Origin of the sequence: Enterococcus sp. ZQ21, from assembly GCF_030053755.1 — a bacterium.
GTDB classification, from domain to species: domain Bacteria; phylum Bacillota; class Bacilli; order Lactobacillales; family Enterococcaceae; genus Enterococcus_B; species Enterococcus_B lactis.
Genome location: NZ_CP125658.1, coordinates 1,942,006 through 1,959,042, shown reverse-complemented (window position 1 = coordinate 1,959,042; position 17,037 = coordinate 1,942,006). Strand labels below are relative to the sequence as shown.

Annotated in this window: 19 protein-coding genes; 18 read left to right on the top strand and 1 reads right to left on the bottom strand. The window is 39.1% G+C overall.

What is annotated here, in order from left to right:
* Window positions 1–8: 8 nt before the first annotated feature.
* The 18 genes from rpmA to recN all read left to right on the top strand — a co-directional run bounded on the left by rpmA (window position 9) and on the right by recN (window position 16,815).
* A complete protein-coding gene (gene rpmA, locus QK255_RS09505; RefSeq protein ID WP_002289452.1) occupies window positions 9–302 on the top strand; it encodes a 50S ribosomal protein L27 in 294 nt (97 codons plus the stop codon).
* Between the two features lie 407 nt (window positions 303–709).
* Window positions 710–3,544, top strand: coding sequence for a sigma-54-dependent transcriptional regulator (locus QK255_RS09500; RefSeq protein WP_502855923.1), 2,835 nt, complete (start codon window positions 710–712; stop codon window positions 3,542–3,544).
* Between the two features lie 190 nt (window positions 3,545–3,734).
* Window positions 3,735–4,226 (top strand): mannose/fructose/sorbose PTS transporter subunit IIB, encoded by a 492-nt coding sequence (locus tag QK255_RS09495; RefSeq protein ID WP_002289455.1) that lies wholly within the window; start codon window positions 3,735–3,737, stop codon window positions 4,224–4,226.
* Window positions 4,227–4,328: 102 nt separating this feature from the next.
* Window positions 4,329–5,300, top strand: coding sequence for a mannose/fructose/sorbose PTS transporter subunit IIA (locus tag QK255_RS09490; protein WP_002291900.1), 972 nt, complete (start codon window positions 4,329–4,331; stop codon window positions 5,298–5,300).
* Window positions 5,301–5,333: 33 nt separating this feature from the next.
* Window positions 5,334–6,146: a PTS mannose/fructose/sorbose transporter subunit IIC gene (locus tag QK255_RS09485; RefSeq protein WP_002291898.1), complete on the top strand. Its 813-nt coding sequence runs from the start codon at window positions 5,334–5,336 to the stop codon at window positions 6,144–6,146.
* A 17-nt stretch (window positions 6,147–6,163) separates the two neighbouring features.
* Window positions 6,164–7,078: a PTS system mannose/fructose/sorbose family transporter subunit IID gene (locus QK255_RS09480; protein WP_002291896.1), complete on the top strand. Its 915-nt coding sequence runs from the start codon at window positions 6,164–6,166 to the stop codon at window positions 7,076–7,078.
* A gap of 189 nt (window positions 7,079–7,267) precedes the next feature.
* Window positions 7,268–7,642, top strand: coding sequence for a DUF956 family protein (locus QK255_RS09475; RefSeq protein ID WP_002291894.1), 375 nt, complete (start codon window positions 7,268–7,270; stop codon window positions 7,640–7,642).
* Between the two features lie 83 nt (window positions 7,643–7,725).
* Window positions 7,726–7,971, top strand: coding sequence for a GlsB/YeaQ/YmgE family stress response membrane protein (locus tag QK255_RS09470; RefSeq protein WP_002291892.1), 246 nt, complete (start codon window positions 7,726–7,728; stop codon window positions 7,969–7,971).
* A gap of 172 nt (window positions 7,972–8,143) precedes the next feature.
* The gene (locus QK255_RS09465) at window positions 8,144–9,208 is read left to right on the top strand and encodes a M24 family metallopeptidase (RefSeq protein ID WP_002291890.1); all 1,065 of its coding nucleotides are present in this window, start codon (window positions 8,144–8,146) and stop codon (window positions 9,206–9,208) included.
* A 246-nt stretch (window positions 9,209–9,454) separates the two neighbouring features.
* Window positions 9,455–9,880 carry an Asp23/Gls24 family envelope stress response protein gene (locus QK255_RS09460; protein ID WP_002291889.1) on the top strand — a complete coding sequence of 142 codons (426 nt, stop codon included), beginning with the start codon at window positions 9,455–9,457 and terminating at the stop codon, window positions 9,878–9,880.
* A complete protein-coding gene (gene nusB, locus QK255_RS09455; RefSeq protein ID WP_002286662.1) occupies window positions 9,873–10,322 on the top strand; it encodes a transcription antitermination factor NusB in 450 nt (149 codons plus the stop codon). Before QK255_RS09460 ends, nusB begins: the two co-directional genes overlap by 8 nt.
* Window positions 10,323–10,418: 96 nt before the next feature.
* Window positions 10,419–11,273, top strand: a complete 855-nt coding sequence (locus QK255_RS09450) for a bifunctional methylenetetrahydrofolate dehydrogenase/methenyltetrahydrofolate cyclohydrolase (protein WP_002291887.1) — start codon at window positions 10,419–10,421, stop codon at window positions 11,271–11,273.
* Window positions 11,274–12,611, top strand: coding sequence for an exodeoxyribonuclease VII large subunit (gene xseA, locus QK255_RS09445; RefSeq protein ID WP_002291885.1), 1,338 nt, complete (start codon window positions 11,274–11,276; stop codon window positions 12,609–12,611).
* Window positions 12,612–12,615: 4 nt separating this feature from the next.
* Window positions 12,616–12,840 carry an exodeoxyribonuclease VII small subunit gene (locus QK255_RS09440; protein WP_002286657.1) on the top strand — a complete coding sequence of 75 codons (225 nt, stop codon included), beginning with the start codon at window positions 12,616–12,618 and terminating at the stop codon, window positions 12,838–12,840.
* A 1-nt stretch (window position 12,841) separates the two neighbouring features.
* A complete protein-coding gene (locus QK255_RS09435) occupies window positions 12,842–13,732 on the top strand; it encodes a polyprenyl synthetase family protein (protein ID WP_002291883.1) in 891 nt (296 codons plus the stop codon).
* An 8-nt stretch (window positions 13,733–13,740) separates the two neighbouring features.
* Window positions 13,741–14,559, top strand: coding sequence for a TlyA family RNA methyltransferase (locus tag QK255_RS09430; protein WP_002291881.1), 819 nt, complete (start codon window positions 13,741–13,743; stop codon window positions 14,557–14,559).
* A gap of 106 nt (window positions 14,560–14,665) precedes the next feature.
* Complete coding sequence (locus tag QK255_RS09425) at window positions 14,666–15,115, top strand: arginine repressor (protein ID WP_002291879.1); 450 nt, start codon at window positions 14,666–14,668, stop codon at window positions 15,113–15,115.
* Between the two features lie 17 nt (window positions 15,116–15,132).
* Window positions 15,133–16,815: a DNA repair protein RecN gene (gene recN / locus QK255_RS09420; protein ID WP_002291877.1), complete on the top strand. Its 1,683-nt coding sequence runs from the start codon at window positions 15,133–15,135 to the stop codon at window positions 16,813–16,815.
* A gap of 55 nt (window positions 16,816–16,870) precedes the next feature.
* Here the strand turns inward: recN and QK255_RS09415 are convergent, their stop codons facing one another.
* On the bottom strand, window positions 16,871–16,987 hold the full coding sequence (locus tag QK255_RS09415) for a DUF4044 domain-containing protein (RefSeq protein WP_002291876.1): 117 nt from the start codon (window positions 16,985–16,987) through the stop codon (window positions 16,871–16,873).
* Between the last annotated feature and the right edge of the window lie 50 nt (window positions 16,988–17,037).

Sequence of the window (17,037 nt, the reverse complement as noted above, 5' to 3'; positions counted from 1 at the left end):
TGCAGACCATGTTGTTATCTATGAATCTACAATTATTTGCCCACAAAAAAGGTGGCGGTTCTACATCTAACGGCCGTGACTCAGAATCAAAACGTCTAGGTGCTAAACGCGCTGATGGACAAACAGTTACAGGTGGATCAATTCTTTACCGTCAACGCGGTACAAAAATCTATCCAGGTGTAAACGTGGGTATCGGTGGAGACGACACTTTATTTGCAAAAGTTGATGGCGTAGTACGTTTCGAACGTAAAGGCCGTAACAAAAAACAAGTGTCTGTTTATCCAGTAGCTCAAGAAGCTTAATTGAATCTTGCGATTAAAGAGGTTGTGACAAGACTTTTGTCACAGCCTCTTCTTTGTTTATAAAAATAAAAGTTGTCATGAAGGATGCGAAGGTTACCATGTCTTTTTACGCTTAAGATTTTTTTGCCATCTTGTAATCAGAATGTTTTGATAACGATTGTTTTTATTAATGAAAGCGATATTGTTTGCTATCAGCAGCATCATTGTAGGATAAATAGTGTTCTTTTTCTTGTTTCCAATATAAAAATGGAATTGATATTTTGTGTTCTTTTATCTTCATTACGCTTGTCCCTTCGCTTGTTGTCAACGAAACAAAATCAGGTAAATAGTTGACGAAACGGAAATAAATACATAGTATTATGTTTTGAAGCCTAAGAACAACAGTCTATAGAAAAGGAGCGATACCATTGGCAAAACGCATGGACCGAATTTATATGTATGTCAAAGAAAAAACCGCTCATTTAACAAAGGCAGAATATGACCAAGGAGTAACGACACAAGAAATTGCTGAAGTGTTAGGAATCCAACGAACGAATAGCAGTAAGGATCTGAATCAGCTAGTGCGCGAAGGAAAATTGATAAAGACAGATGGACGACCAGTACGTTACATATATCAAACACTCGCTACGCACGTAAAGCCAGCTGCAAAACATGTGGTCAGTTACAAAGAAACGCCGGTCTCTGAAGAAAAAAATATGCTCCAGATAGATACTAAGGATATCTTTGCAAAAATCATTGGAGCTAATGGTAGCATGAAAAACTCAGTGGAACAGGCAAAAGCTGCGATCTTGTATCCGCCAAGAGGATTAAATTGCTTGATTACAGGACCTACCGGATCAGGAAAGACTTATTTTGCGCACGCGATGTATCATTTTGCCAAAGCACATCATGTAATAGATGAGGAAACGGAACTGATTGTTTTCAATTGTGCTGATTACGCGAATAACCCTGAGCTTTTGATGAGCCATTTATTTGGGTATGCAAAAGGAGCCTTTACAGGTGCAGATGAAGAAAAAATGGGAATTATCGATCAAGCGGATGGTGGTATGCTATTTCTGGATGAAATTCACCGATTGCCTCCAGAAGGTCAAGAAATGATCTTTTACTTTATGGATCACGGGACTTACAGTCGTCTTGGAGAAACAACGAAATCTCATGAAGCAAATGTACGAATCGTAGGTGCGACCACAGAAGATCCAGGCTCTTCGCTATTGGAAACTTTTGTTCGGCGTATCCCAATTAATATCAAACTTCCGGCTTTTGAAAAACGTCCTGCAAATGAGAAAGTCGATTTAGTAAAAATCATGATTGCCCACGAAGCGAACCGCACGCAACGAAAGATCTCTTTGACAGAAGATGTAGCAAAAGCACTGATTGGCAGTGTGACTTATGGGAATATAGGTCAATTGAAGTCGAATATCCAGTTAGTATGCGCACGAGGATTTCTAAATCATATGCAATCTCCCGAAATATCGATTACGATTGATGATTTGACAGAAGGAATTCGTAGCGGATTGATTCAATTAGCAAGCAACCGCAGTGCAATGGCAGAGCTTTCTAAAATATTGGAGCCAAAGATAACTGTAGCACCAAACGATACGATCATGAAAATCCAATCAGACTCCTATGAATTACCTTATAATCTATATGATATCATCGGAGATAAAGCAGCTTTGCTGAAGTCGGATGGGTTGGACCAAGAAGCAATCAATCACTTTATTTCTACAGATATCAACATCCATCTGAAGTCTTTTTATAAAGACCATGGGTTTTCTTTTAATGCAGATAGCAAATTAGCAGAATTTGTAGATCCAAAAATCATAGAAGTGACCAATCAGATTTATGTAATGGTCAAAAGATCTTTACCATATGACTTTCAGCAAAACTTTATTTATGCTATGAGCTTGCATATCAGTTCGTTTTTGAAAAAGATCAATTTAGGAGAAGAACGGCATACGAATGATAATATCCGTGAGATGGCATTTGATTTTCCAGATGAATATGCTGTTGCGAAAGAAGTGCGTAGTTATATAGAAACGTATTTTCAAGTGGATATTCCAGAAAGTGAAGACTACTACTTGACTGTTCTACTCGTCTCGTTACGGGCGAACCAAGCAAGCGGCAGAATCGGTGTAGTCGTTGCGGCTCACGGAAACAGTACAGCAAGCAGTATGGTTCAGGTTGTCCAACAGTTGTTAGATGCAGAGAATGTACGAGCAGTAGACATGCCGTTGGATATGGATCCGAAAACAGCTTTAGACCGAATTGAACGCAATGTACAAGAAGTAGATGAAGGAAGCGGGGTCATACTATTAGTGGATATGGGGTCCCTCGCCTCATTTAATTCGCAAATTCAGCGAGACACCGGGATACCTGTACGTACCGTTGACATGGTAACAACTTCTCTAGTTTTGGAAACTGTGCGAAAGGTCTCTGTATTAGGGACAGATTTAGATATGTTGCATGAATCATTGAAGAATTTTCGAGGTTACGCAGAAATATCTTCTGTAGAACCTGTCCAGGAAACAAAACCTATCCATAAGAAAAAAGCTGTTTTGGCCATTTGTGCATCTGGCGAAGGTACAGCGCAAAGAATCAAAGAATTGATCGAACGAGCGGTAAACAAGCGTCAAGAAACAGAATTAGAAGTTCTAGCTTTGTCGATTGTGGAAGTGAAAGAAGAATTGCCGGTTATCCAAAAAGAATATCAGATCATAGCAACTACTGGAATTACTGATTTGAATATCCAAGCACCATTTATTCCTTTAGAGCGCTTCATTGATCAAAATATCGAAGTCATTTTGGATCAGTTGCTTATGGAATCAGAAATGGAAGAAACTGAATTCGTCTCGCTAGATGAAGAGACAGCTAAAAAAACATGTGTTGAGTTTATCTCTGAGAACTTCATCTTTATCAATGGTAGTAAACTAATCGATCCAATGTGGCAATTTTCTACACAAGTCTCTCAGACGATGGGAATTGGCAATGAAGAATATGGTTTTAAGATCAACTTAGTGATACACACAGCAGGAATGATCGAACGGATTATTCGAAATGAAACGTTGACGGTGGAAGAAAACGAATTGACGAATACAATGAGTGATCCTCTTTATAATCAATTAACAGCCTCGGTTGTCCTGCTAGAAGATAAGATAAAAGTAAAAGTGCCAATAGAAGAAATGTATTATCTGCTACGTCTAGTGCATAATCAGCTAGATAAAAAAGAATACACTATGCCTTAAATACACAAAAACGATACACTTTCATAGTGTATCGTTTTTGTGTATTGGTTAAGAATCCTTTAAATTCAATTAGTGTATCACAAAAAAGTTGGCACGCTTTTTGCTTATAGTAGTGTGTGCTAGGAGGTGGTTGTTCACACAGAAATGATAGGGGTTTCTGTGAAGTAGTGAGGAAGAAGGAGTTTTGCAGATGGATATTCGATTGGCACGTATAGATGATCGTTTAATCCACGGGCAAGTCGCAACAGTTTGGTCGAAGCAAACAGGTGTTGAACGTATCATTGTGATTAGCGATGTAGTTGCTCAAGATAAATTGAGAAAGTTTCTATTAAAAGAAGCTGCACCGCCGGGAATCACAGCAAATGTAATAACCGTGCAGAAAATGATTCAAATCTATCATAGTGGACTATTATCACGAGCAAAAGTGATGCTTTTATTCACCAATCCCCAAGATGTTGAAGCGGTTGTCCGCTGCGGTGTACAGTTGAAGTCGTTGAATATCGGCGGTATGAGTTTTACTGAAGGCAAATCAATGATTACCAATTTTGTTTCAGTAAATCAACAAGATATTGATTCCTTTCGTTACTTGAACAGTCAAGAAGTGGAGTTAGAGATTCGAAAAGTACCTGCTGACAGGAAAATCCTTTTGATGGAACTACTAGCGAAAATCAAAAAGGTGTAACAAAAATGGTTGTTGGAAAAGGTCAAATAATTCTGTTGTAATGGTTAGCAATTATTAATATTTTTGAATTTGTTACAACAAAAGTAAATAGGAGGTATAAATATGGTAGGGATTATCCTAGCAAGTCATGGACAATTTGCTGAAGGAATCTTACAATCCGGTTCAATGATCTTTGGCGAACAAGAAAACGTCAAAGCCGTGATTTTGAAACCAAGTGAAGGTCCAGATGACTTGAGAGCCAAATTGGAAGAAGCGGTTGCTTCTTTTGATAATCAAGACGAAGTGTTATTCTTAGTTGATTTATGGGGCGGAACACCGTTCAATCAATCAAACACATTATTCGAAGAGCACAAAGATAAATGGGCAATCGTAAGCGGTTTGAATTTACCAATGTTGATTGAAGCCTACGCATCACGCTTTTCAATGGAATCTGCTCATGAAATTGCAGCACATATCATTGAAACAGCAAAAGACGGTGTAAAAGTAAAACCGGAAGAATTAGAACCGGCAGAAGCACCGAAAGCAGCAGTACAACAAACGTCAGCTGCAGGAGCTCCTGGTAAATTCAGTTATGTTTTAGCCCGTATCGATTCACGTCTGCTTCATGGACAAGTAGCAACAGCGTGGACAAAAGCAACGAATCCAACACGCATTATCGTTGTTTCTGATGCGGTAGCAAAAGACGATCTTCGTAAGAAATTGATCCAACAAGCTGCTCCTCCAGGTGTAAAAGCACATGTTGTTCCAGTTGAAAAAATGATCGAACTTGCGAAAGATGATCAACATTTTGGCGGACAACGCGCGTTACTGTTATTCGAAAATCCTCAAGATGTTTTAAGAGCAGTTGAAGGCGGCGTACCGTTGGAGACAGTGAATGTCGGATCAATGGCACACTCACCTGGTAAAGTACAACCAAATAAAGTGTTGGCGTTTAGCCAAGCTGATATTGATACTTTCAATAAATTAAAAGAAGCTGGAATCAATTTCGATGTACGTAAAGTACCAAATGATTCAAAAGGAAACATGGATGAAATTTTGAAGAAAGCACAAGATGAATTAAACAAACACGCATAGTAAAACTATCAGAAAAAATGGAGGATTAACATCATGGAATTAAACTTTATTCAAGTGATATTAGTCATTATCGTTGCATTTTTAGCTGGTATGGAAGGAATTCTTGATGAATTTCATTTCCATCAACCAGTAATCGCATGTACGTTAATTGGCTTAGTTACTGGGAACCTAATCCCTTGTCTTATCTTAGGTGGTACATTACAAATGATCGCTCTTGGTTGGGCAAACATCGGCGCTGCTGTGGCTCCTGATGCTGCTTTAGCATCTGTTGCATCTGCAATTATTTTAGTATTAGGTGGACAAGGAAGAGCTGGGGTTTCTTCAGCTATCGCTATTGCTGTACCTCTTGCTGTTGCTGGTTTATTATTAACAATCATCTGCCGTACAATCGCAACTGCATTCGTTCATTTAATGGATGCTGCTGCAAAAGAAGGTAACTTTAGAAAAGTTGAATTATGGCACATTATTGCTATCTGCATGCAAGGTATTCGTATTGCTATTCCTGCTGGATTGATCTTAGCTATCGGCGAAGGTCCAGTGAAAGGCTTGCTAGAATCTATGCCAGTCTGGTTAACAGACGGTCTTGCTATTGGTGGAGGTATGGTTGTTGCTGTAGGTTATGCAATGGTTATTAACATGATGGCAACTAAAGAAGTATGGCCATTCTTTGCAATTGGTTTTGTTTTAGCAACTGTTTCCGAAATTACACTTATCGGACTAGGGGCAATCGGTGTAGCTTTAGCTCTTATCTACTTGGCACTTTCTAAACAAGGTGGCGGTTCTGGTAATAATGGTGGAAGCTCAAATACTGGTGACCCACTGGGCGATATAATCGATAACTATTAAGGGAGGCGTACACGAAAATGGCAGAAGAAAGAATTCAATTATCTAAAAAAGATCGTGTTTCTGTTTGGTGGCGTTCGACTTTCCTTCAAGGATCTTGGAACTACGAACGTATGCAAAATGGTGGCTGGGCATTCTCTATGATTCCAGCAATTAAAAAATTATATAAAACAAAAGAAGATCGTGCGGCTGCATTGGAACGTCACTTAGAGTTCTTCAATACACATCCATATGTAGCATCTCCAATTATTGGGGTTACTCTAGCACTTGAAGAAGAACGGGCAAATGGTGCACCTGTTGATGACGTAACAATTCAAGGGGTTAAGGTTGGTATGATGGGGCCTTTAGCTGGTATCGGTGACCCAGTATTCTGGTTTACAGTAAAACCTATCCTTGGAGCGTTGGCTGCTTCTCTAGCGATGAGCGGGAACATCTTAGGACCTATCATTTACTTCCTAGGTTGGAACATCATCCGTATGGCATTTATGTGGTATACACAAGAATTTGGTTATAAAGCTGGTTCTAAAATTACAGAAGATTTATCTGGTGGATTATTGCAAGATATCACAAAAGGTGCTTCGATTCTAGGGATGTTTATTCTTGGATCGCTAGTTAATCGCTGGGTATCAATTAACTTTACTCCTGTTGTTTCAACAGTCAAACTTGATAAAGGTGCCTATATCGACTGGAATAACTTGCCTTCTGGTGCAGAAGGAATTAAAACTGCATTGGAACAACAAGCTGCTGGTTTGTCACTGTCATCTGAAAAAGTAACTACTTTACAAGATAACTTGAATAGTTTGATTCCTGGTCTAGCTGCTCTATGTTTAACATTATTCTGTATGTGGTTACTTAAGAAAAAAGTATCACCTATTGTCATTATCCTTGGATTATTTGTGGTTGGTATTGTCTTCCACTTGATTGGGTTAATGTAATCTTGAAAATATATGTAAGTTAAGTAATGGTTGAAACTACTTGTTTCTGAAAAAACGGTTACTTTGGAAAACTGTGCCAATTCCTATTGGCACAGTTTTTTTATCAGTACATTAGAAGATTCTTTGCTTAAATAGGTAAAAACATCTATAATTGATTCACTAGTTAATTTAAAGAATGGAGTAGAATAAATGGTACAATCAATCAATACGAAAGTCGATTTAACGATTAATGCTACTTCCTATCTGGGAATTGCTGAGTATGGAAAAATCATGATTGGCGATAAAGGTTTTGAATTTTACAATGAAAGAGATGCCCGAAAATTTGTTCAGATTCCATGGGAAGAAGTCGACTATGTGATTGCTTCCGTTATGTTCAAAGGAAAATGGATTCCTCGTTTTGCTATCCAAACAAAAAGAAATGGGACTTATTCTTTTTCTTCTAAAAAGCCCAAAATGGTGTTAAAAGCGATACGTGAATATGTAGAACCTAGTCATATGGTTAAATCATTAAGCTTAGTCGATGTTATCAAACGAGGGATCAAAGGGATTTTCAAACCCAAGTAAAAAATAAAAGTTGACCAAACCAATTATTTGTCCCCTTTAAATCCCTTATGCTAAAATTGATTAGCAAAGAAGGAGGTTATATTATGAGTTGGTTATGGACATTGATTGTTGGAGCTGTGATCGGAGCGATTGCAGGTGCAATCACCAGCAAAGGAAATTCGATGGGCTGTATCACGAATATCATTGCTGGATTAGTTGGTTCAAGTATTGGACAAGCGATTTTCGGCGAATGGGGACCAAAAGCTGCAGGTATGGCACTTATTCCATCTATTTTAGGTGCAGTGATTTTGGTAGCAGTTGTCTCGTTTTTCTTTGGAAAACGGTCATAAGTTTTTTACAAAATAGTAAACTAAAAGGAGTTGCAGCGAGACTGTGACTCCTTTTTGGCTTTCTTTCTTTAAAAGAAAAAGAAGTTTTCCGGAAATTTTTATTTAACTGTCGTGTACGAAGAAAAGTTTGCTATAATAGAAAAAAGCGTGCAAAGAAAGAGGGAGTTTCATTATGATGCTACGTGTAGAAAAATTGCGCAAAAAAATGCAAGAAGAAAATTTGGATTCATTTTTGGTTACCAGTCCGTACAATCTTCGTTACTTAACGAACTTTACAGGTACGACAGGATTAGCTGTTATTACTTTGGAAAATGCATTTTTTATTACTGATTTTCGTTATACCGAGCAGGCGGCAGCGCAGGCTCAAGGATTTGAAATTATTAAAAATGTCGGACCTATTTTTGATGAGGTAGCAAACTTAGTACGCAAAGAAGAACTGCACTCATTAGCTTTTGAGGAAACAACAGTCTCATTTTTAGAATATTCGGTTTTAGAAGAAATCATCGATGCGGAATTAGTACCTGTTTCACAGATGATTGAAGAACTTAGAGAAGTGAAAGATGAAGAAGAAATCGCCATTATCGAAAAAGCATGTAATATTGCGGATATGGCTTATGATCACATCCTGAAAATGATCCAACCGGGCATGACTGAGATTGAAGTCGCAAATCAACTAGACTTTTATATGCGTTCTCTTGGCGCTTCAGGTGTTTCTTTTGATACGATCGTTGCTAGCGGATTGCGTTCGGCTATGCCGCATGGTGTAGCAAGCAAGAAACTCATCGAACAAGGTGACTTGATCACGTTGGATTTTGGCTGCTATTACGAAGGATATGTTTCTGATATGACACGTACATTCGCTATTGGTGATCCTGGAGAAAAATTAAAAGAAATATATCAAGTAGTTCTAGATGCGCAATTAGCGGTTATTGATGCTGCGAAACCAGGAATGACTGGTGTACAATTAGACGCAGTTGCTAGAGATTATATTTCAAAACATGGTTACGGTGAAGCATTTGGACATTCTACAGGACATGGGATCGGTCTGGAGATCCACGAAGGACCGAATGTTTCTTCTCGTGCGGAAAAACAATTTGTACCAGGAAATGTAATTACTGACGAGCCAGGGATCTACTTACCAGGAATCGGTGGGGTACGTATTGAGGACGATTTGCTGATCACAGAAGATGGCAATCGTGTATTGACTCGTTCACCAAAAGAATTGATCATCTTATAGTCTCGTCCATAAAAGAAGTAAGCGTAAAAATCAGTGTTCACAGACTTTGTTATAGAAAATCGCTTGATTTAATGATACACTATAGAAGAACTTTTAAGCTGTAAGAGATAATAAAGTTGGATATTTTCTCCAATTCATAGCAATTTGCAGCTGATCGGCGGCAGTTTTTTTACCAAATGATCATTATAGCCGCATCATAGAGAATTCGGATGTATCTCGTGCTTAGGCAAAGGGAGGAATAAATAAATGGCAGATGAAAAAAATTTGATTTTAAACGCAAACCAAGATTTGGGAGAGATTGTGATTGCTCCTGAAGTCATCGAAGTAATCATCGGGATTGCTGCTTCTAAAGTAGAAGGCGTATACGGAATGCGCGGAACTTTTGCCAGCAATGTCACTGAATTATTAGGACGAGCAGCTCACGGAAAAGGTGTTTACTTGGCAAATGAGGAAGATGGCTTGAAAGTAGATCTTTACTGCTACCTGGAATATGGTGTTTCAGTTCCTAAAGTTGCAATGGAAATGCAAGAACGGGTTAGCCAGCAAGTCCTTTTCATGACAGATATCGATCTAGCTGAAGTCAATATCCATGTAGTAGCTGTTGTTCCTGAAAAATTAGAACAACCAACAATCGAAGAACTTTTTGAAGACGAAGAGGAAGAGAATGAATAAAGAATTATCAAGACACGAGATTCGGGAGATGGCATTGCAGGCTTTATTTCCGTTAGACTTCAATGCAGACCTAACAAAAGAAGATGCGATTTTCAACGCAATCGAATTAGACCACCGCGACATGATCAATGAAGATGAATCAGAGTTTGTTCCTGTTTATCTTGATACGCTAGTTGGCGGTGTCTGTGCAAAAAAAGATGAATTGGATAAAGTGATCGAAAAACATTTGAAAAACAATTGGCATATCAATCGGATCTCAAAAATGGATTTGGTGATCTTGCGTATCGCGATTTTTGAAATGACTTATGTGACAGATGTACCAGCGGCTGTTGCTTTAAATGAAGCAATTGAGTTGGCAAAAACATTTAGTGATGACCGTTCGCGTAAATTCGTCAACGGTGTTTTATCCAATGTATTAAAAGAATTAGAAGCTGGGGCGTAAGTCCTAGCTTTTTTCTGTGAATCATCATAAACCTGTTATAAATCGGGAAAATTCTATGGTAGAATGAAAACACAAAAAATATCTGGGAGTGGTTAGATGGCAGAATTGATTAACGGAAAAGAATTAGCTGAAAAAATGCAGGCAGACATTGCTGAAAAAATCCAAAAATTGAAAGATAATGGTATCCATCCCGGATTAGTTGTTTTATTGGTAGGGGAAAATCCAGCCAGTCAAATCTATGTAAGAAATAAAGAACGCGTAGCAAAAGAAATCGGAATCCATTCATCAGTAGAGCGTTATCCTGAGACGATTTCTGAAAACGAACTACTTGCAGAAATCGAAAAATACAATCAAGATCCTAGATTTCATGGTATATTGGTCCAATTACCATTGCCAAAGCATATAGATGAAGAAAAGATCCTGTTAGCTATCCGTCCTGAAAAAGACGTAGACGGTTTTCATCCAATGAATTTAGGCAGACTCCTTGCGGGTAAACCGGACAAGATTCCTTGTACGCCATACGGCATCATGAAAATGTTTGAAGCTTATTCTATCGATCCGGCGGGTAAACGAGCAGTAGTTATCGGACGAAGCAATATCGTCGGCAAACCGATGGCTCAGCTGCTCTTGATGGCAGATGCAACTGTTACTGTTGCTCATTCTAAAACCGAAAATCTGGCTGAACTGGCACAAGAAGCAGATATCTTAGTCGTAGCAATAGGACGTGGACATTTTGTCACAAAAGAATTCGTAAAACCAGGTGCTGTAGTGATCGATGTAGGGATGAACCGTGATGCTAACGGTAAGCTGATCGGTGATGTGAAATTTGATGAAGTGGAGCCTATTGCAGGCTGGATCACTCCTGTGCCAAAGGGTGTAGGGCCAATGACTATCACAATGCTGATGTATCAAACCGTAAAATCTGCCGAAGCTTTTGGAGCAGGTGAATAAATGGCACAAGAATATTTAACTGTCACTACATTAACGAGGTATTTGAAACGTAAATTTGATGCCGATCCTTATTTAGAACGGGTATATTTAACCGGTGAAATATCGAATTTCCGTTTACGCGCCAATGCCCATCAATATTTCAGCTTAAAAGATGATCATGCAAAAATATCTGCTATTATGTTCAAAGGTGCATTCCAAAAATTACGATTCCATCCAAAAGAAGGAATGAAAGTCCTTGTTGTTGGGCGTATTTCACTCTATGAAGCGGGAGGTTCGTATCAAATCTATGTAGAGCACATGGAGCCTGATGGAATAGGTGCTTTATATCAAGAATTGGAAGAACGAAAAGAAAAGCTGATGAAGGAAGGCCTTTTTCAAGGTCCTAAAAAAATGTTGCCGCGTTTCCCAAAGCGAATCGCGATTCTTACCAGTCCAAGCGGAGCGGTTATACGCGATATCATCACGACGGTGAAAAGAAGGTATCCAATTGTCCAATTGGTTTTGTTCCCAACCGTTGTACAAGGGAATCAAGCAGCGGACAATGTTGTCAAAAATATCCGACGAGTAGAAGAGATGGGCGATTTTGATACAATGATCATTGGTCGTGGGGGCGGATCGATTGAGGATTTGTGGCCGTTTAATGAAGAACGGGTTGCCCGAGCGATTTATCAAGCCAATACGCCGGTGATCTCATCTGTGGGACATGAAACAGATACCACGATCGCTGATTTAGTAGCAGATGTTCGGGCTGCTACTCCAACAGCAGCTGCAGAATTAGCTGTTCCTGTTTTGTCAGAAGAGTTGATGCGCATTCAAGAACGGCAAGCTAGATTGCAGCAGGCGTTTGTACGCCAGATCCAGCGCAAACAAGAACGGTTCGAGCGTGCTCGACGTTCCTATGTCTTTCGGCAGCCTGAAAGATTGTATGAAGGTCAGACCATCAAATTAGATCAATTGAAACAGCGATTATATCAAGCTACACAGCAGATTTATCATGCAAAAGAAAAGCAAACGATCGCGTTAAGCCACCAATTGGAACAAGTGGCTCCGCTTTATCGAGTCAAAGCAGCCCGCCAAGAAACTGCTTATCTAGAAAAACGTTTAGAAGAGAAAATCCAACAATATATGAAACAACAGCAGCAGCGTTTTGCTCAAGCTGTTCAATCTCTTGATTTGTTGAGTCCATTGAAAATCATGGGAAGAGGCTACAGCTATACGACGTTAAATGATCAAGTAGTAAAAAGTGTCTCCGAGATTCATCAAGGGGATTTGCTGACAATCCATTATCAAGATGGAATCGTTAAAGGACAAGTACAAGAGATAGATAAAGGAGAATAAGAATATGGAAAATCCAACTTTTGAAGAGTCACTGCAAGAATTAGAAAAAATCGTCATGCAGCTAGAACAAGGAGACGTTCCATTAGAATCAGCTCTAGATTCGTTTAAACGAGGAATGGAATTAAGCAAACATTGCCAAGATACCTTAGCTAAAGCAGAAGAAACTTTGACGAAAATGATGACAGAATCAAATGAAGAAGTTGATTTTGACGGAAACGAGGAAAGCTGAGATGAGATTAACTGACTTTTCAGCTATTCATCTACCTGCTGTAGAAAAAGAAATCTTGTCTTTTTTAGATGAACATACGACGGATAGAGCGCTCTGTGATGCGATGACTTATTCAGTGAAAGCAGGTGGAAAAAGAATCCGTCCCTTATTACTTTTAGCGGCCGTTGCTTCCTTTGATGAGCCTATCGATGTTCCCGTCTATCAAGTAGCAGCTGCTTTAGAAATGGTGCATACGTATTCCTTGATCCACGATGATTTGCCTGCGATGGACAATGATGATCTTCGAAGGGGAAAACCTACCAATCACAAAGTATTCGGCGAAGCGTTAGCTATATTGGCTGGAGATGGTTTACTGACAGGCGCATTCCAGCTGATCAGTATGGCACACTTGGGTCATTCTCCTAAGCTTCTGTTGCTTCAGCAATTAGCTGTTTGTGCGGGGGCACAAGGTATGGTGGCTGGACAAGCTGCAGATATCGAAGGAGAATCAAAAAAGCTTTCATTAGAGGAATTAGCATTTATTCATGAAAGAAAGACAGGACGTTTGATTCGTTATGCCTTGCTAGCTGGAGGTATATTAGCGAAGCAACCTGAAGAAATCTTATTGCTACTTCAACGATTAGCCGAACATTTAGGTTTGGCTTTCCAGATAAGAGATGATCTACTTGATGTGATTGGTACAACGAAAACGTTAGGGAAAACAGCTGGCAAAGATGAACGTATGGAAAAAAACACTTACCCGCGTTTATTAGGACTAGAAAAGACACATGAGGCGTTGGAGATTGAGTTGTTATCCGCTAATAAGATCATAGACAAATTAGAAGAGGACGTTTTTTCTTTTGATGGCAGGCTGATGCGCCAGCTGATCAAGCAATTTGATGTGGAGAAATGAGGGAAAGAATGGAAAAAGAACGCGTAGATGTATTAGCGGTCAAACAAGGATTATTTGAAACAAGAGAACAAGCCAAACGTTCAGTTATGGCTGGTTTGATTTACAACGAAAAAAACGAGCGGTTTGATAAACCGGGAGAAAAAATTCCAGTAAGTAGTGAATTAAGAGTCAAAGGTAAAAAACTTCCTTATGTTTCTCGGGGTGGATTAAAATTAGAAAAAGCGCTCAAAGCATTTGATCTATCTGTTGAAGGAAAAACATTGTTAGATATCGGTGCTTCCACTGGCGGATTTACTGATGCAGCTTTGCAAAATGGCGCTAAAATGAGCTATGCTTTAGATGTCGGTTACAATCAGCTAGCTTGGAAAATCAGACAAGATCCTAGAGTCGTCGTAATGGAAAGAGTGAATTTTCGTTATGCAAAACCCGAAGACTTTACCTTAGGGATTCCAGAAGTTGCTGTCATCGATGTTTCTTTTATTTCACTAAAACTGATGCTGCCTCCATTACATGCTATTTTAAAAGAAGAGGGAGAAGTGATTGCCTTAATCAAACCCCAATTCGAAGCAGGCAGAGAAGCTGTAGGGAAAAACGGAATTGTTCGTGACGCACAGACCCATCAAAAAATTTTAGAAGACATTTTGTCATTTGCGGCACAAGGTGGATATGATGTGCTGGAAGTAAGTTATTCTCCAATCACGGGGGGAGAAGGAAATATCGAGTTCTTGGCTCACTTGAGGAAGGTACCTGAAAGCGGCACGATCAATCCAGCTATTAATATGGCAGAAGTGGTTTCAAACGCACACGAACAGTTTGACCATAAATAAATTGTAACTGTGAAAATCAAGTGAGAAGTATGCGGATTCTTCTTTATTATACCAAGGAAATAAGCTATCATTGGTTAAGAAGAATAAGCTAAGGAGCGAAGACGTAATGAGAAAAAAAGATCGGCATCGTTTGATTACTCGATTGTTGAGTGAGCAAGATATCCGAAAGCAGGAAGAATTTGTTGAAATCCTGAAAAGCAAAGGAATATCTGTTACTCAAGCTACGATTTCCAGAGATATAAAGGAACTAAAACTGATTAAGGTACCGGCCTCAGATGGCGGCTACCGTTATAGTATACCAGCTGAAACAAATGAAGATGTAAATACTAAATTGGAAAAACTGTTAAAAGACGCTTTCGTAGCAGTTGACCAAATGGAAAAATTTGTTACTTTGAAAACTTTGCCGGGGAATGCTTCGGCAGCAGCGAATTTGATCGATAAGCGCTACAAGAAAGAATTATTTTCGATTATCAATGATGACGATAATGTTTTGATGATTACACGAACTGAAGACCAGGCAGTTTTACTAAAGAAAGACTTCCTGCATTACCTTTAAGTTGAGGAGCGAATGTGATGCTACAAGAAATCAGTATTACTAACTTTGCGATTATTCCGGAATTGCGGCTTTCTTTTCACGAAGGAATGACCGCGCTGACCGGAGAGACTGGTGCGGGTAAATCCATCATTATCGATGCTTTAGGTTTGTTAGCAGGAGGAAGAGGTTCAAGCGATTATATACGTCAAGGCGCAGAAAAATGCATTCTTGAAGGATTGTTTGAACTTCCGAAACAAGAAGGATTCTCTGAATTGATGGTTGAATTAGGTATCGAAACGGATGAAGACAATCTGATCGTTCGACGAGATATGTCGTTGACTGGAAAAAATGTTTGCCGAGTGAATGGTCACATCATCACGCTAGCTAATCTAAGGAAAATCGGCAGTTATTTAGTGGATATCCAAGGGCAAAACGAACATCAGGAACTGCTCCAGCCTGAATCACATCTTGCTTTATTGGATCGTTTTGGAGATGCAGCTTTCCAACAGAAGAAAAAGAGTTATCAGCAAGAATATACCTCTTATCGTGAGCTGGAAAAAAGGGTACGAAAAGTGCAGCAAAATGAAAAATCCTATGTTCAGAGAATAGATATGCTCCATTTCCAGCAAGAAGAAATAGCTGTTGCTGATTTGCAAGTCGGAGAAGAAGAGAAATTAAAAGAAGAAAGAGAAAAACTTAGCAATTATCAAAAAATTGCTGATGGATTAGCTGCAGGCTACGGAGCACTGACGAATAATGAACAAAACAGTGTAGATGGCGTTGGCTTGGCCGTTGCAGAATTGCAAGGGATCGCACATCTAGATATGGAGTATGAAGCAATTTATGAAAATATCCAAAGTGCTTACTATTTGTTACAAGATGCAATCGGAGACATGAGTCGTCAAATCGATTTGTTGGAGTTAGATGAGAACCGTTTAGAAGAAGTGACTCAACGTCTAGAATTAATCCGACAGTTGAAACGCAAATATGGCGAATCCATTGAGTCGATATTGGCTTACTATGACGAAATCACCGAAGAGCTAGCTTCTTCTGATTTTTCAGAAGGTCAATTGGACAAAATGAAAGAGGAACTAGAGCAAAAAGAGCTTCTACTTCAGCAACAAGCCGCAGATCTTCATGAAGCGCGTAAAAAAATCGCAAAAGAATTGGAAAAATCCATTCTGCATGAATTAAAAAGTCTGTATATGGAAAACACTGAGTTTGAAGTACGTTTCTTAAAAGAAGAAAACAGACAATTGAATCATGATGGGTTTGACCAAATCGAATTCTACATTACGACCAATCCAGGAGAGCCGCTGAAGCCTTTAGTGAAAGTCGCTTCTGGTGGCGAATTATCTCGGATGTTACTGGCTTTGAAAACGATTTTTTCTTCTGAGCAAGGTGTGACAAGTATTATCTTTGATGAAGTGGATACAGGTGTAAGTGGAAGAGTTGCACAAGCCATCGCGGATAAAATTTCTCAAATATCGAAATACTCTCAAGTTTTGTGCATCACTCATCTACCGCAAGTCGCCGCAGTCGCCGACTATCAATATTATATCGTGAAAGCAGTGATTGATGGTCGTACGCAAACTTCTGTTTCAGAATTGAAAACAAAAGAAAGAGAAGAAGAAATTGCACGCATGCTAGCTGGAAGTGAGATTACAAAACTGACACTCGAACATGCAAAAGAACTATTGCAACTCGCAAGAAGGACCTGATCCACCTCGTAGTGGTTCAGGTCCTTTTTAGCAGCTGATAGCTATATTTTATTTTTTACATGACACTCATGACAGCAGTCAATACAACAGACCCAATCGTTAAAATCAGCATCGTCCAAATGACAAATTTTGTTACTTTAGCAAAAGTACTTGTTTGTTTTTTTTCACGCATTGTTTTCAACCTCGTAATTAATTAGTTAATCCAAGTGTACAATCTTTTTG